This is a genomic window from Micromonospora sp. CA-111912 (assembly GCF_050948415.1).
In the GTDB taxonomy this organism is placed as follows: domain Bacteria; phylum Actinomycetota; class Actinomycetes; order Mycobacteriales; family Micromonosporaceae; genus Micromonospora.
The window spans coordinates 3,583,174-3,597,145 of record NZ_CP192007.1 but is presented as its reverse complement, the minus strand read 5'-3'; the positions used below and the strand labels follow the sequence as shown (position 1 = coordinate 3,597,145).

Below are 13,972 nucleotides of genomic sequence, written 5' to 3'. Positions count from 1 at the left end.
CTTTCCCGTTCCGGCGTGGTCACTGTGGGTGGTCTGCCGTGGATCTTTGCTGTGGCCGTGCGGCGTGTCGTGGCCGTTCCTGCGCGGTGACTCCTCAAGGGCGCTATAGGGTTGCCGTGTCGAGGGGTGCACGTCCCGGAAGCGACGTGTCACCGCACTGGCGGGGAGGTTGTCCGGATGCACGAGCCGCGAGATCCCGAGCCTGGTACGCAGCAGCGCGGGGCGGGTGTGGTGCCGGCGGGGTCGGCGTCTGAGGGTGACGGTTCGGTGGGCTACCGGGGCGTGACGGCGTGCCACGCGGCGGGTATCACGTACCGGCAGTTGGACTACTGGGCGCGGACGTCGCTGGTGGTGCCGAGTGTGCGGGACGCGTCGGGTTCGGGGACGTCCCGGCTGTACTCGTTCCGCGACCTGGTGGTGTTGAAGGTCGTGAAGCGGTTGTTGGACGCCGGGGTGTCGTTGCAGAACATCCGGAAGGCGATCGAGGCGTTGCGGTCGCGGGGGGTGGCCGATCTGGCGGGCATCACGTTGATCTCGGACGGGACGACGGTGTACGAGTGCCGGTCGCCGGAGGAGGTGGTCGACCTGTTGCAGGGTGGCCAGGGCGTGTTCGGCATCGCGATCGGCGGGGCGTTCAAGGAGATCGAGGGTTCGTTGTCGAATCTGCCGGCGGAGCCGGCGGGCGGGGTCGTGGAGGAGCCGGCGGCGGATCCGGTGGGTGACGAGTTGGCGGCGCGTCGGGCGCGTCGGCGGGCGGGCTGAGGCGTCGGGCGGGTGCCCGTGGCGCGGGCTTGTCGTGTGTGGACATTTCCGGTGGGTGGCGTCCTGGAGACGCCACCCACCCCATCTCCGTCAGCTGGGCATGGCGGCGTACTCGCCGACCAGGTACGACCGATAGGTGATCACCGCAGGGATCGGCACGTTCAACATGCCCGCCCTCTCGGTCAACACCACCTCGTACCCGAGCAGTGCGCCGGACCCAGGGTCGACGATCACGGTGTATTGGGCGGGCAGCCCGTGGGCGTCAGACACGATCGAGAACGCTTCCCCGGAGCGCCCGGCGCGGTCGGTGACAGTGCCGGTCACCGTGATACCGGGGAGCTCAGCGAGAAGCCTGAGTGCTCCCGCGCGCTGCGTCGGGTTCAACAGCCGCACGCCAGCGAGCTCGGCGATGTCCTCCAGGTACTGCACCGGCGCTTCGTGCGTGGACGCACCCGCGGTGAGCCACCCGTGTAGCGCGGTGGCCTCCGTAGGCACCGCGCCCCGCCAGCGGCTGGAGAACTCGCCCGCCGCGTAGTCGCGCCTGTTCTCCGACGAGTCGGTCCGCCCGCCCCGCCTCTTCCACTCCCGCCGGTCAGCTTCCGAGCGGAACGTTGGAGGCAGTGCCTTCTTGACCATCCGGCCGGCGTCGTCATCGGTTCGCCAGGATCGCCACTGCTCTGGTACGACGGCAGACGTCGTCCGTCCGCCAGTGATCGAGGAGTTCAGGAACCAGTTCGCCGACTTCACGTGCTCCACCGTGCCGGCCGGCCGTTGCGGCGCTGGCTGCCTCGCCGCGATCTCCGCCAAGCGTCGCAGCCGGGTGTGGGCCGGTTCCGCGCTCGCTGGCGGGCCGTAGGTGAGGATCGTGGGGGTGGCTGCATATGCCGGCTGTGGTTCTCGAGCCGTCTCCAGCGCTACCCCGCCAGCAGCAACCGCCAGGACCACTGCGCCGGCAGCCAGTACGAGGCGACGTCGCGGCAGCGCCCGTCTGGCATCGCCCTCGGCGCGGTCGGAGGCGAGAATCCGGGCCAGGTCGCGCGTACGACGCTCCTCATCCTCGGGCCGGCTGTCCCGTGCGGGATCCAAGCCGCCCAGCAGTTGACGTACCTCATCGGCAGCGTTCATCTCATCCACCCCGATTCGACATTGACGGCGCCGTCTGCGGTGTCCGCCCCGTCTCGACACCGACCACACCAAGCTGCGACCGAAACCGGCGTCGGGCGCGCATCAGCCGCATCGCGAATGTCGCCCGCGAGCAGCCGAGAACGATTGCCGCCTCGGCAGCAGTCAGGTGCTCCCAGGCAACCAGCCGAAGAACTTCCCGATCGGCATCCGGGACCTGATCGAACGCGACCGCGATGTCACGCTGACTGATCACCTCGTCCGCGTGATCCGCCACCACCGGCTGATCCAGCTCCGCCGCAACGCGCAGCGTCAATTCCCGCCACCGTCGACGGCCCCTGACCTCGTTGGCCAGCACCAGCCGAGCCACCCCGTACAACCACGGCAGGGCGGACTCCGCCGGAACATCGCACAGGCGGCGCCACGCGACGAGGAAGATCTCGGCAACCACGTCGCCAACGTCAGACCCGACAACCCGCCGAGCGACATACCGCCGCACGTCACCGTGATGACGCGCGTACAACTCGGTGAACCGCTCGCTGGCGTCCATGGCATCTCCTACTGTGCTTATGTCCGGCACCAGCCGCGACATCACAATCAGCAACGAAGGAATGACCCAAGAGCGTCAGGGCTTTCTCGTCAACCATCCGCATCGGGCACGCCCGGGTCTCCACCGGCGGGCAGAGGCTCGAACGTCAGCCGGACGCGCTCAGGGCCGCCGGGTGCCGGCGAATCTTCGCCGAGATGCAGTCTGGCCGCGACACGGACCGGCTCGAGCTCGTCGCCTGTCTGGATTTCACGCACCCCGGCGGCCGCTACGGCTAGCCGAGGCCACCTCGGCACGCCACGGACCTACCGGAATCCCGGATGAGCGTCGAGCCGCCGCCGCTTGACCTGACGCCTGGACTGGGTAGGACAGGGGTCCGTAGCGGCACCGCTAAACCGGACGGCAGCGCCGTCGCGCTGTCAGCAACAGCTATCCTCATACCTCTGCCGTTATACCTTCGCACCCGATACATTGATGGCGTGGAGAAACCGGTACGCGAACCCACGTTCCTGATCCTCACGGCGTTGGCCGCGGAGCCGCTTCATGGCTACGGACTGATCACCGAGGTAGCCCGGCTTTCCGACGGCCGCGTGTCGCTGCGCCCCGGCACGCTCTACGGCGCCCTCGACCGGATGCTCGACGCGGGTCTGGTCACCGTCGAGCGGGAGGAAGTGGTGGACAGCCGGCTGCGCCGCTACTACCGGCTCACCGAGCACGGCGGTGACCTGCTCGCCAACGAGACCGAGCGGATGCGCCGCAACGTCGAGGCCGCGACCGCACGGTTGAACGCCCGCACGCGTCGGGGCACGCCCCGACTCAGTGGAGGGATCGCATGAGCGACCTGGAACGCCGCTATCTGCGGTTGGTCCGGATCTTCTATCCGGCCGGCTACCGCAACGCGCGCGGCACCGAGATCGTGGGCACGTACCTCGCTCTGTCCTCGCCGGACCGGCGGTGGCCTTCGGTCGCCGACGTGACCGACGTAGCCGGCGGCGGGCTACGCCCGCGCCTACGCGCGATCGGCGCCACCGGAATCGGCCCCGGAGTGCGGCTGGCCGCGACGCTGGCGTTGTTGACCGCCACGACTCTCGCCGGCGGCTGGGCGATGCTGGAACTCAATCCGTGGACGACAGCGTGGTTCGGCTTCGAGCAGCACGGCACGTCCGTCTCGCTCGGTCTCGGCGTGTGGGCGGCATGGCTGCTCGCCGCGGTGGTGCACGTGGTGACACCCGGCCGGTGGACCCGCCTGGCGATCGGTCTCGCCCTTGTCCTCACCGTCGCCGTCGTACCGCTTGCCGCCGTCGTCGACCGGTCCCGGCCTCCGCTGTTCGTACTACTCGCCCAGGTCTGCCTCGGCTTCGTGGCGCTCGGCGTTCCCGGCCAGCCGCCCGTGTGGCTACGACTGCTGCCCGTCGCCGGCGCCGCCGCGGCTCTACCCGTAGCGGCGACTTTTGCCCGTAAGGGTGGCGACGTGCTCCTTGGGTACTACGGCTGGCCCGCCGGGCAGGTCCTGCCCGGCGCCGGGATGGCACTTTTCTTGGTGACGTTGCTCGTCGGCGTAGGGCTGGCGGCGCGCAACGACCTTCGTGGTGCTTGGGCACTGCTGGTGCTGCTCTGCCCGATCGGCATGCTGTGGCTGCATCCGGTGGCCGAGGAACTCGCCGTCAGCTTGTACGGCGGCGGACCGAATGCGGACTGGACGACACTGGCCACAGCGGCGATCATCACGGCGGTTGCGGCGGCGATCGTCATGTCGGCTGCGCTGATGGTCCAACGACGGGTCGCCGTCGAGCGTTGTACGGCGTGTGGCTCCCTCACCAGCGACACCTGTCCGCGCTGACCTCGTTCACCGCGAAACCCCGACCGCCCGGCTCCTTCCCCGGCTGCTGGCCGGCCGCACCGCCGGGCCGGTGTTCCTCGCCGACCGGCGCGCACCCGCCGCCGGGCGCCGCGCGCCGGCCCTGGGCGACATCTGCCCCGAGACCGGCCGGGGCCGGCTGTCCTACCCGCGCGCCGAGTACCTGTTCAAGCAGGCGTCCAAGCTCCACGATCCGCACGGTGCCGGGTACACCCTGCATCAGCTGCGCCACTCCGGGCTGACCCATCTGGCCGCCAAGGGCCGTAGCGCCGACGAGCTGCAGGCCAAGTCCCGTCACAGGCACCTGGCCACCCTCGGCATCTATGTCCGGCTCGGCGAGGAGACCTCCGCCCGCATCACCGCCGAGAACGACGAGCATCACCGGCGGTACCGCCGCTGATCTCGCATCCCACTTATCGGGATCATGGAAAACGGCGAAGTGCTCCCACGCGACCTGCAGCCTTGAGGCAGTCATCCCAGGTACGGTCCTAGATCAAATGCTTAGCGTTGCTTTTGGGGCTGGAAACTACGGGCGGCCCTAGTGGCCAGCGGAATTGGTTGTTCGGTCGCTGGTGGCTGGGTAGCTTGTTCGCGCTGTTCGTGGCCGCAGCGCTATTGATCAGGAGCGGTGTCCGCCGTAGGCATACCCGCACCTGAAGAGCATCCCCGGGGCTGTCTCGGCCACAGCCCCGCGGCATCGGGTTCACCTCGCTGCACGAGAAGCGACGGCGGGTGCGGCGATTCAGCAGTTACGGCAGGCAGCCGGCGGCTGACCGGCGCGGGTGGGCCGGGTCCGGCCCCGACGCTCCGCCGGGCGGGAACCCCGCGACGAAACGCCGGTCAGGGGCCGGCGACGGCGGCGACCGCGTCGGCGATCGGGGTGTTGCCGGTGACCAGTTCCAGGACCGTGCCGGCGCTGCCCGGGTGGTACAGCAGGGCTACGAGGACCCGGGCGACGTCGGCGCGGGTGATCGCCCCCGGGTCGGCGTGCCGGGTCAGGGTGATCCGGCCGGTGGGCGGGTCGTCGGTGAGCCGGCCGGGGCGCAGCACCGTCCAGTTCAGGTCGCGGGCGGTGAGGTTGTCCTCGGCCGCCTTTTTGGCCCGCAGGTAGGCGGCGAACACGTCGTCGGTGCCGGCGGGTGGGGCGTCGTCGACGCCCATGGAGGAGACCAGCAGGTAGCGGCGCACCCCGGTCTGTTCGGCGGCGTCGGCGAGCAGACCGGCGGCGGCCCGGTCGACGGTGTCCTTGCGGGCGGCGCCGCTGCCGGGGCCTGCTCCGGCGGCGAAGACCACCGCGTCGGCGCCGTCGAGGTGGGTGGCGACCTGGGTGGCGTCGGCGTGTTCCAGGTCGCAGACGACGGGGTGGGCGCCGGTGGCGCGCAGCGCCGCGGCGTGGTCGGGGTTGCGGATCAGTCCGACGGCGGTGTCGCCGCGGCCGGCGAGTTCCCGGTGCAGCAGCTGGGCGATCTTGCCGTGTCCTCCGGCGATGACGACGCGCATACCTGCCACGGTAGCCGCCGGGGCGTCCGGGCACCGGCGCTGCGGCGAGGATGGTCACGGGGCCGGTGGTCGCCGGCGGGGCGACGCTGAGGCAGCATGGACTGCGTGACCGAGATGTTCGACGCGCTGGCGGGGCTGCTCGCCGGGGGCGATGTCGTGGTGTTGAGCGGGGCGGGCCTGTCCACCGAGTCGGGCATCCCGGACTATCGGGGGCCCAGTGGCGTGGCGCGGCGGCACACTCCGATGACGTACCAGGCGTTCACCGGGGATCCGGTGGCGCGGCGGCGGTACTGGGCGCGCAGCCACCTGGGGTGGCGCACGATCGCCCGGGCCGTCCCGAACGGCGGGCATCGGGCGGTGGCCCGCCTGCAACGCTTCGGGCTGGTCGACGCGGTGATCACCCAGAACGTCGACGGTCTGCACACCGCGGCCGGGTCGGAGCCGGTGGTGCAGCTGCACGGCAGCCTCGACGAGGTGGTGTGCCTGGACTGCGGCAACCACACCTCGCGCGAGGAGCTGGACCGGCGGCTGCGGCAGGCCAACCCGGGGTTCGACGCGGTGGTCGCGGCGGTCAACCCCGACGGTGACGTGGATCTCGCCGACCGCGAGGTGGCCGGGTTCCGGACGGTGGACTGCGGGTTCTGCCGCACCGGCATGCTGAAACCGGATGTGGTGTTCTTCGGGGAGACGGTTCCCGCCGCCCGGGTGGCCCGCTGCTTCGACCTGGTCGAGGGTGCCCGGTCGCTGCTGGTGCTCGGGTCGTCGTTGACGGTGATGTCGGGGCGGCGGTTCGTGATTCGGGCGGCGAAACGGGGCATTGCGGTGGCGATCGTCAACCAGGGTGTGACCCGGGGCGACGGGTACGCCGCCGTGCGGGTCGACGCGCCGCTGGGCGTGCTGCTGCCGGCGTTGGCCGACCGGCTGGCCAGTGTGTCCCCGGTGCCGGGCGTGGCGGCGGGCGCGTCCGGTGGGTGGGCGGCGCCGGTCGCGGGCTGACCCGACCGGCCGGGTGATCCACTGGTCGGGGGGACGACATCCGCCGGGGGCGGCGGCGCTGGTAGCGTGGGTGTCGCCGGTACCCACGTGGGAGAGACCGTTCGGTGATCGTTGCCGGCGGCGCCGAAGGGGCAGCTTCCTCCCCGGAACCTCTCAGGCAAAAGGACCTCGTGGGCAGGCACTGTGGAGCGCCCTTCCCGGGGTGCGACTCAGGGGGAGGCCGACCTGTCGACCTCACCCCTTTTCCGGGAGCGCCGCCATGACCGTAGAGCAGTTCGCCGCCCGTCACATCGGTCCCGACCCGGCCGACGAGCGCCGCATGCTGGAGGCCGTCGGCTACGACTCGGTCGACGAGCTGATGGACGCCGCGATTCCCGAGGTGATCCGCTGGCACGGCACCCTGGACCTGCCGGAGCCGGCCAGCGAGCACGACGCCCTGGCCGAGCTGCGGGCGCTGGCCGCGCGTAACACCGTCGCCGTGTCGATGATCGGGTTGGGTTACCACGGTACGCACACCCCGGCGGTGATCCGCCGCAACGTGCTGGAGAGCCCGGCGTGGTACACGGCATACACCCCGTACCAGCCGGAGATCAGTCAGGGCCGGCTGGAGGCGCTGCTGAACTTCCAGACGATGGTCACCGACCTGACGGGGCTGGCCACCGCGAACGCGTCGATGCTCGACGAGGGCACCGCGGCGGCGGAGGCGATGACCTTGGCCCGCCGGGCGTCGAAGAGCCGCAGCAGCGTGTACGTCGTCGACGCCGACGCGTTGCCGCAGACCCTCGCGGTGATCACCAGCCGGGCGGAGCCGTTGGGCATCGAGGTGCGGGTGGTCGACGTCGACGCCGAGGACCTGCCGGCGGAGTTCTTCGGCCTGCACCTGCAGTACCCGGGGGCGTCCGGGGCGGTACGGGACCACACCGCGCTGGTGGCGGCGGCGCACGCGGCGGGGGCGCTGGTGTGCGTGGCGGCGGACCTGCTGGCGTTGACGTTGCTGCGCCCGCCGGGGGAGATCGGCGTGGACGTGGCCGCCGGCACCACCCAGCGGTTCGGGGTGCCGATGGGCTTCGGTGGCCCACACGCCGGGTACCTGGCGGTGCGTTCGGGGCTGGAGCGGATGCTGCCCGGCCGGCTGGTCGGGGTTTCCCGCGACGCCGACGGCAACCCGGCGTACCGGCTGGCGTTGCAGACCCGTGAGCAGCACATCCGGCGGGAGAAGGCGACCAGCAACATCTGCACCGCGCAGGTGCTGCTGGCGGTGATGGCCGGCATGTACGCCGTCTACCACGGCCCGGACGGGCTGCGGGGCATCGCGGCACGTACCCACGGCATGGCGGCGCGGCTCGCGGCCGGGTTGCGCGCCGGTGGAGTGGCGGTGGCGGACGTCGCGTTCTTCGACACGGTCACCGCGCGCGTGCCGGGCCGGGCCGCGCAGGTGGTGGCCGCGGCTGCCGGGCGGGGGGTGAACCTGCGCCTGGTCGACGCCGACCGGGTGGGGATCTCCTGCGACGAGACGACCACGGCCGCGCACCTGTCGGCGGTGTGGGCGGCGTTCGGGGTGGCCGGGGACGCCGGGGACGTGGACGCGGCCCTGCCGGCGGCGTTGGCGCGCACCTCGGACTTCCTCACCCATCCGGTGTTCCGCAGCCACCACTCGGAGACGGCGATGCTGCGGTACCTGCGGCGGCTGTCGGACTTCGACTACGCCCTGGACCGGGGGATGATCCCGCTGGGGTCGTGCACGATGAAGCTGAACGCGACCACGGAGATGGAGCCGGTGAGCTGGGCGGAGTTCGCCCACGTGCACCCGTTCGCGCCGGCCGCGCAGACGGCCGGGTACCGGGAGATGATCGCCCAGCTTGAGGGGTGGCTCGCGGAGGTGACCGGCTACGACGCGGTCAGCGTGCAGCCCAACGCCGGGTCGCAGGGCGAACTGGCGGGGCTGCTGGCGATCCGCGCGTACCACCGGGGCCGGGGTGAGGGGCACCGCGACGTGTGCCTGATCCCGTCGTCGGCGCACGGCACGAACGCGGCGTCCGCGGTGATGGCGGGGATGCGGGTGGTGGTGGTGGGTTGCGACGGCGACGGCAACGTCGACCTGGCCGACCTCGACGCGAAGATCGACAAGCATCGGGACGCGCTCGCGGCGATCATGGTGACGTACCCGTCGACGCACGGGGTGTACGAGACGGGTATCGCGCAGTTGTGCGCGAGGGTCCACGACGCGGGCGGTCAGGTGTACGTCGACGGGGCGAACCTCAACGCCCTGGTCGGGTTCGCCAAGCCGGGCCGGTTCGGGGCGGACGTGTCGCACCTGAACCTGCACAAGACGTTCTGCATCCCGCACGGCGGGGGCGGGCCGGGGGTGGGTCCGGTGGCGGTGCGGGCGCACCTGGCGGCGTTCCTGCCCGGTGACCCGGTGGGGGAGCCGGGTGCGGGCCGGCCGGCGATCTCGGCGGCGCGGTACGGGTCGGCGGGGATCCTGCCGATCCCGTGGGCGTACCTGCGGATGATGGGCGCGGCGGGCCTGACCCGGGCGACGGGGGTGGCGGTGCTGGCCGCGAACTACGTGGCGGTGCGGCTGCGGGAACACTTCCCCGTGTTGTACGCGGGCAACAAGGGCCTGGTGGCGCACGAGTGCATCCTGGACCTGCGGCCGGTGACGAAGGCGACCGGGGTCACGGTCGACGACGTGGCGAAGCGGCTGATCGACTACGGGTTCCACGCGCCGACGATGTCGTTCCCGGTGGCGGGGACGTTGATGGTGGAGCCGACGGAGAGCGAGGACCTGGCCGAGCTGGACCGGTTCTGCGCGGCGATGATCGCGATCCGGGCGGAGATCGACAAGGTGGCCTCGGGTGAGTGGCCCGCGGGCGACAATCCGCTGGCGAACGCGCCACACACGGCGGCTATGGTGGCCGGCGACGAGTGGCCGCACCCGTACCCGCGGTCGGTGGGGGCGTATCCGACGGGGGTGGACCGGGCGGGGAAGTACTGGCCGCCGGTGCGGCGGGTCGACGGCGCGTACGGCGACCGGAATCTGGTGTGCTCGTGCCCACCGCCGGAGGCGTTCGAGCAGTGACATCCGGCGCGCCGGGGCGGTGGTTCGCGCCGCCCCGGCGGGTGCGTCGACCCGGACAGGCTGGTCGGGGGACCGGGGGAAGGCCTGTGGTCGACGAAAGTGTGTCAGGTTGACGCTGGGTGAATGGTCAGGCGACCAGGGCGTGGCGGGCGGGGCCGCGGTGGGGGGCGATGGTGCTGCCGTCGGGGAGGAGTTCCCCGGTGTCCTCGAAGACGATGACACCGTTGCAGAGCAGGCTCCAGCCCTGCTCAGGGAAGCAGGCGAGGACTCGGGCGGCTTCCCGGTCGGTCGCTTCAGCGGAGGGGCAGGTGGGTTGGTGCTGGCACATCGGGTTCTCCGGACTGTGGGGGCACTGTGTCATGGTTCACATGACCAGTGACGCACAGTACCAAGCGAACGCGAGCCGCATCGAGCAGGTTCACGCAATGTCGGGGGGAAATCCACTGAACGGACGAGGCGGATTGGGCCGGACGGCGTGGAAGCGTTTCCACTGACGCGGGTGGACGTGCCCGCCGCCCCCGCAGCCTGCCGCGACGGCCTCACCGAACGTGACCGCCTGCACTGGCGTCAGCGCGACGGCGGCGACCCGGCCCGCCTCGTCGAGGAGTTCCTGACCGCCCACGGGCTCGGCGTCGACGACCTGACCCGCCCCGCCTCCCACGACCCGGGCGGGGTGTGCGGGGCCGCCGTGTACATCTCAGCCGCCGCCGGGGCCGCGATGGCCGCCGCACCACCCGGCGCGCCCACCCCCGCCCCCGCCCTGCCCGACCTGGCCGTGGTCGTCTACGCACACACCCCCACCCCCACCGCTGCACCGGCCCCCGACGCCGGCCCCTGGCGGGTCGGCGACTGGACCCCCAGCTGGAGCACCCGCCAGCACGCCGACGCCGTCACCGCCGTACGCGCCGCGATCGGCCGCGGCGACGTCTACCAGGTCAACCTCGTCGGACACGCCGCCGCCCCGTACACCGGCGACCCCCGCCCCGCCCTGGCCCGGCTGGGCCGGCTGCCCGGCGCCCGCTACGGCGGCACCCTGCACGGCCCCGGCTGGGCGATCGGCTGCGCCTCCCCGGAGACCCTGATCGCCGTCGAAGGAGGCCGGCTGGTCACCCGCCCCATCAAGGGCACCCGCCCAGCCACCACCGCCGGCCGCGCCGAACTACTCGCCTCGGCCAAGGAACGCGCCGAACACATCATGATCGTCGACCTGGAACGCAACGACCTGGCCCGCGTCGCCGCCACCGGCACCGTCACCGTCGACGAACTGTTCGCCGTACGCCGCTGGTGCGACCTGTGGCAGGCCGAGTCGACGGTGTCCGCGGCCCCCGCCGACGGCCTGGGCCTGGCCGACCTGCTGCGCGCGGTCTGCCCCGGCGGGTCGGTCACCGGCGCACCCAAACTGGCCGCCCTCGACGTCGTCGCCGCCCGCGAACCCGTGGGCCGGGGCGCGAGCATGGGCGCGCTGGGCTGGGTGGGCGCCGGACGGGTCGACCTGGGCCTGACCATCCGCACCGCCGCAGCCGACGGGCACCTGCTGCACGGCTGGGCCGGCGGCGGCATCACCTGGGACAGCGACCCCGACGCCGAGGTCGCCGAGGCCGCCGCCAAGGCCCGGCCCGTCCGCGCCGCCCTCGCCCCGCACCCGGCTCACGGGGACGATAACCTCCTGCCATGACGATGCGGCCCATCCGGATCATCGGCGACCCGGTGCTGCGCACCGCCTGCGAGCCGGTGACCAGCTTCGACGCCGACCTGCGCGCCCTGGTCGGCGACCTGATGGACACCCTGCTCGGCGCACCCGGGCGCGCCGGCGTCGCCGCCCCGCAGATCGGCGTGCCCGCCCAGGTGTTCGTCTACGACGCCGCCGGCCACCGCGGCCACCTGATCAACCCGACGGTGGAGTTGTCCGACGAACTCCAGGACGACGACGAGGGCTGCCTGTCCATCCCCGGGCTGTACTTCCCGACCCCCCGCGCCCTGCACGCCACCGCCCACGGATTCGACCAGCACGGCGAGCCGCTGACCATCTCCGGCAGCGGATTCCTCGCCCGCGCCCTGCAACACGAGACCGACCACCTCGCCGGGCGCCTCTACGTCGACACCCTGCGCGGGGACGCCCGCCGGCGGGCGCTGCGGGAGATCCGCGCCGGCCGCTTCGACTCACCCACCCGCCGCCGCTGACCCACCCGCGTTCCGCCGCCCCCACCTCCCGGCCGGCGGAACGCGGTCACACCCCCACCCGGCCAACACCGACACCACCGCCCCGACCCTCAGACCCGGCCGCCGCGCAGCATCAGCCCGGCGACCCCGCCGACCGGGATGAGCAGCCAGCAGGACAACACCCGGTAGACCAGCACCGCGGCGGCGGCGCTGACCGCGGTCGCGCCCGAGGCGGTCAGCCCGGCGACCAGAGCGGTGTCGATGACACCCACCCCACCCGGGGTCAACGGCACCTGCCGGACGATCTGCACACCGAGGTAGATGCCCGCCAGCGCGGTCACCCCCACCGGCAGGCGCAACGCCTGGGCCGCAGCGGCCAGGCACAGCAGATCCGCCGCCCACTTCACCGTCGCATAGCCCACCGCCCCCACCCAGTCCCGCACCCGCAGCGACGCCCCCACCCACCACGCCTGACGGGCCGAGAGCAACAACGCCCGCGCACGCCGACGCACCGCACCCCCCGACACGTCGACGCCCGCGGCGGACCCGGCCGGACGCCGACGCGGCTGCCGACGCCCGACCAGCACCACCAGCGCGACCAGCCCACCGAGCACCGCCACGACGGCCAGCGCACGCCAGTCCCACCCACCCGGGGCGCGGGCGAGCACCACCGCACCCCCACCCACATAGAGCAGAGCCAACCCGCCGATGGACGCCAACCCCGACACCACCGCCGAGGCCGCCGCGACCTCACGGGACGCCCCGGCGCGCTCGTACTCCCGGATGGCGTACCCGGTGGACACCGCCGCCCCGGCCGGCAGCGAGATCGACAACGCCGTGCCGGCCAGGCTGATCGCCACCACCCGGCCGCGCCGCAGACGCACCCCCAGGGCGTCGAGCAGCCGCCGCTGCTGCAACGCGAACGCCGCCAGCGAAACGACCTGCAGCAGCACCGCCAGCACCACCCACCCGTAACCGGCGCCGGTCAGCGCGGCGAGGAACTCCCGCGGGTCGGGCAGCCGCCCCCGCAAACCCACCACGGCCGCGCCGAGCACCCCCACGGCGACGGCGAGCAGCCGCACCCACCGACGCCGCCACAGCCCCACGGCGGGACCCGCCGGCGGCTCGGCGCGCGGCGGGGCCGTCACCGCGGTCCCGCGCACGCGGTGAGGGTGTACTCGTTGTACCCGGCCACCGGGGTGAACCCGAGCCGGTCGTACAGCCGCAGCGCCGCCACGTTGTCGACCTTCACGTTCAACGTGACGTGGTCGACGTCGGCAACCAGCCGCCGGCACAGCGCGGACACCGCCGCAGCCGCCAGGCCCCGCCCCCGGTACCCGGGACGGGTGGTGACGTTACCCAGCGCCGCCACCCGCCACGTCGGGGAGTACACGTGCACCCCGGCCACCGCCACCAGCCGCCCGTCGCGGCGCACCCCCACATACCGGCCCGTGTCGAGCATCCTCGGGTCGAACCAGTTACCCGGGTACGCCTCCGCGTACAGCCGCGTCAGCTCCGGTAGGTCGGCGGCGCCCAACGGCTGCCCCTCGCCGGGGACCGCAGCCAGCCGCGCCCGGTCGGTCAACGCCATCCTCCGGTGCGCTCCGCCGTCAGCGACGTGGAACCAGCCCGCCAGCACCGACACCAAACCGGGGGACAGGTGCGCGTGCAGACGCGCCGGCAACACCGGCGCCAGGTCGGTCAGCAGCGCCGCCAACTCCTCCCGCCCGGCGGCGTCGGCGAACGCCAGCAACGTCGGCGGCGTCACCGCGTGGTACAGCAGCGCGACCTGCTCCCCGCGACGGAACCACGACGTGTACGGCCAGAAGAAGTCGTCCAGGTCACCCAACTGGTACGCGTGCAGCGCCGGGTCGCGACCCAGCAACCGCCCCAGCAACACCCGGTCATGTTCGGCGCGCAACGGCATCCGACGATGATCACATGC

General features: G+C 72.6%; 15 protein-coding genes and 1 riboswitch. Of the genes, 9 read left to right on the top strand and 6 right to left on the bottom strand.

Translation table 11 applies throughout. The features are described from left to right. Nucleotides 1-177: 177 nt before the first annotated feature. Nucleotides 178-762, top strand: a complete 585-nt coding sequence (locus tag ACQPZO_RS14815) for a MerR family transcriptional regulator (RefSeq protein WP_433350666.1) — start codon at nt 178-180, stop codon at nt 760-762. Between the two features lie 90 nt (nt 763-852). Here ACQPZO_RS14815 and ACQPZO_RS14810 read toward each other — a convergent pair whose 3' ends face one another. Both ACQPZO_RS14810 and ACQPZO_RS14805 read right to left on the bottom strand, forming a co-directional pair. Beyond that, complete coding sequence (locus ACQPZO_RS14810; RefSeq protein ID WP_433351000.1) at nt 853-1,887, bottom strand: CU044_5270 family protein; 1,035 nt, start codon at nt 1,885-1,887, stop codon at nt 853-855. A 1-nt stretch (nt 1,888) separates the two neighbouring features. Beyond that, nucleotides 1,889-2,434 (bottom strand): RNA polymerase sigma factor, encoded by a 546-nt coding sequence (locus ACQPZO_RS14805; RefSeq protein WP_433350664.1) that lies wholly within the window; start codon nt 2,432-2,434, stop codon nt 1,889-1,891. A gap of 95 nt (nt 2,435-2,529) precedes the next feature. On the opposite strand from ACQPZO_RS14805, the gene ACQPZO_RS14800 reads away from it, so the two are divergent. The 4 genes from ACQPZO_RS14800 to ACQPZO_RS14785 all read left to right on the top strand — a co-directional run bounded on the left by ACQPZO_RS14800 (nt 2,530) and on the right by ACQPZO_RS14785 (nt 4,689). Further along, a complete protein-coding gene (locus tag ACQPZO_RS14800; protein ID WP_433350998.1) occupies nt 2,530-2,709 on the top strand; it encodes a recombinase family protein in 180 nt (59 codons plus the stop codon). A gap of 201 nt (nt 2,710-2,910) precedes the next feature. Beyond that, on the top strand, nt 2,911-3,267 hold the full coding sequence (locus ACQPZO_RS14795) for a PadR family transcriptional regulator (protein ID WP_433350663.1): 357 nt from the start codon (nt 2,911-2,913) through the stop codon (nt 3,265-3,267). After that, on the top strand, nt 3,264-4,271 hold the full coding sequence (locus tag ACQPZO_RS14790) for a hypothetical protein (RefSeq protein ID WP_433350661.1): 1,008 nt from the start codon (nt 3,264-3,266) through the stop codon (nt 4,269-4,271). The genes ACQPZO_RS14795 and ACQPZO_RS14790 overlap by 4 nt, the downstream gene beginning before the upstream one ends. A gap of 70 nt (nt 4,272-4,341) precedes the next feature. Beyond that, a complete protein-coding gene (locus ACQPZO_RS14785; RefSeq protein WP_433350660.1) occupies nt 4,342-4,689 on the top strand; it encodes a hypothetical protein in 348 nt (115 codons plus the stop codon). Nucleotides 4,690-5,129: 440 nt separating this feature from the next. Here ACQPZO_RS14785 and ACQPZO_RS14780 read toward each other — a convergent pair whose 3' ends face one another. Beyond that, a complete protein-coding gene (locus ACQPZO_RS14780) occupies nt 5,130-5,789 on the bottom strand; it encodes an SDR family oxidoreductase (RefSeq protein ID WP_433350658.1) in 660 nt (219 codons plus the stop codon). Between the two features lie 96 nt (nt 5,790-5,885). On the opposite strand from ACQPZO_RS14780, the gene ACQPZO_RS14775 reads away from it, so the two are divergent. Together ACQPZO_RS14775 and gcvP are read left to right on the top strand one after the other, a co-directional pair. Next, nucleotides 5,886-6,785: an NAD-dependent protein deacetylase gene (locus ACQPZO_RS14775; protein WP_433350656.1), complete on the top strand. Its 900-nt coding sequence runs from the start codon at nt 5,886-5,888 to the stop codon at nt 6,783-6,785. A 78-nt stretch (nt 6,786-6,863) separates the two neighbouring features. After that, nucleotides 6,864-6,964, top strand: a riboswitch (glycine riboswitch). 80 nt (nt 6,965-7,044) lie between these two features. Further along, on the top strand, nt 7,045-9,867 hold the full coding sequence (gcvP, locus tag ACQPZO_RS14770; RefSeq protein ID WP_433350654.1) for an aminomethyl-transferring glycine dehydrogenase: 2,823 nt from the start codon (nt 7,045-7,047) through the stop codon (nt 9,865-9,867). A gap of 127 nt (nt 9,868-9,994) precedes the next feature. Here gcvP and ACQPZO_RS14765 read toward each other — a convergent pair whose 3' ends face one another. Next, nucleotides 9,995-10,195 (bottom strand): DUF5999 family protein, encoded by a 201-nt coding sequence (locus ACQPZO_RS14765; RefSeq protein WP_036371784.1) that lies wholly within the window; start codon nt 10,193-10,195, stop codon nt 9,995-9,997. Between the two features lie 147 nt (nt 10,196-10,342). On the opposite strand from ACQPZO_RS14765, the gene ACQPZO_RS14760 reads away from it, so the two are divergent. Both ACQPZO_RS14760 and def read left to right on the top strand, forming a co-directional pair. Further along, nucleotides 10,343-11,542, top strand: a complete 1,200-nt coding sequence (locus ACQPZO_RS14760) for a chorismate-binding protein (protein WP_433350651.1) — start codon at nt 10,343-10,345, stop codon at nt 11,540-11,542. Continuing rightward, entirely contained in the window at nt 11,539-12,048 is a 510-nt protein-coding gene (gene def / locus ACQPZO_RS14755) for a peptide deformylase (protein ID WP_433350650.1), read from the top strand. Before ACQPZO_RS14760 ends, def begins: the two co-directional genes overlap by 4 nt. An 89-nt stretch (nt 12,049-12,137) precedes the next feature. Here the strand turns inward: def and ACQPZO_RS14750 are convergent, their stop codons facing one another. Both ACQPZO_RS14750 and ACQPZO_RS14745 read right to left on the bottom strand, forming a co-directional pair. Continuing rightward, a complete protein-coding gene (locus tag ACQPZO_RS14750) occupies nt 12,138-13,190 on the bottom strand; it encodes a lysylphosphatidylglycerol synthase transmembrane domain-containing protein (RefSeq protein ID WP_433350648.1) in 1,053 nt (350 codons plus the stop codon). Continuing rightward, the gene (locus tag ACQPZO_RS14745; RefSeq protein ID WP_433350646.1) at nt 13,172-13,954 is read right to left on the bottom strand and encodes a GNAT family N-acetyltransferase; all 783 of its coding nucleotides are present in this window, start codon (nt 13,952-13,954) and stop codon (nt 13,172-13,174) included. The genes ACQPZO_RS14750 and ACQPZO_RS14745 overlap by 19 nt, the downstream gene beginning before the upstream one ends. Nucleotides 13,955-13,972 lie beyond the last annotated feature (18 nt).

Bases quoted from the DNA above. Each gene is read 5' to 3' on its own strand.
- ACQPZO_RS14810 (WP_433351000.1), bottom strand. From the start codon at position 1,887: ATGAACGCTGCCGATGAGGTACGTCAACTGCTGGGCGGCTTGGATCCC.
- gcvP (WP_433350654.1), top strand. From the start codon at position 7,045: ATGACCGTAGAGCAGTTCGCCGCCCGTCACATCGGTCCCGACCCGGCC.
- ACQPZO_RS14805 (WP_433350664.1), bottom strand. From the start codon at position 2,434: ATGGACGCCAGCGAGCGGTTCACCGAGTTGTACGCGCGTCATCACGGT.
- ACQPZO_RS14775 (WP_433350656.1), top strand. From the start codon at position 5,886: ATGGACTGCGTGACCGAGATGTTCGACGCGCTGGCGGGGCTGCTCGCC.
- ACQPZO_RS14745 (WP_433350646.1), bottom strand. From the start codon at position 13,954: ATGCCGTTGCGCGCCGAACATGACCGGGTGTTGCTGGGGCGGTTGCTG.
- ACQPZO_RS14765 (WP_036371784.1), bottom strand. From the start codon at position 10,195: ATGTGCCAGCACCAACCCACCTGCCCCTCCGCTGAAGCGACCGACCGG.
- ACQPZO_RS14780 (WP_433350658.1), bottom strand. From the start codon at position 5,789: ATGCGCGTCGTCATCGCCGGAGGACACGGCAAGATCGCCCAGCTGCTG.
- ACQPZO_RS14815 (WP_433350666.1), top strand. From the start codon at position 178: ATGCACGAGCCGCGAGATCCCGAGCCTGGTACGCAGCAGCGCGGGGCG.
- def (WP_433350650.1), top strand. From the start codon at position 11,539: ATGACGATGCGGCCCATCCGGATCATCGGCGACCCGGTGCTGCGCACC.
- ACQPZO_RS14790 (WP_433350661.1), top strand. From the start codon at position 3,264: ATGAGCGACCTGGAACGCCGCTATCTGCGGTTGGTCCGGATCTTCTAT.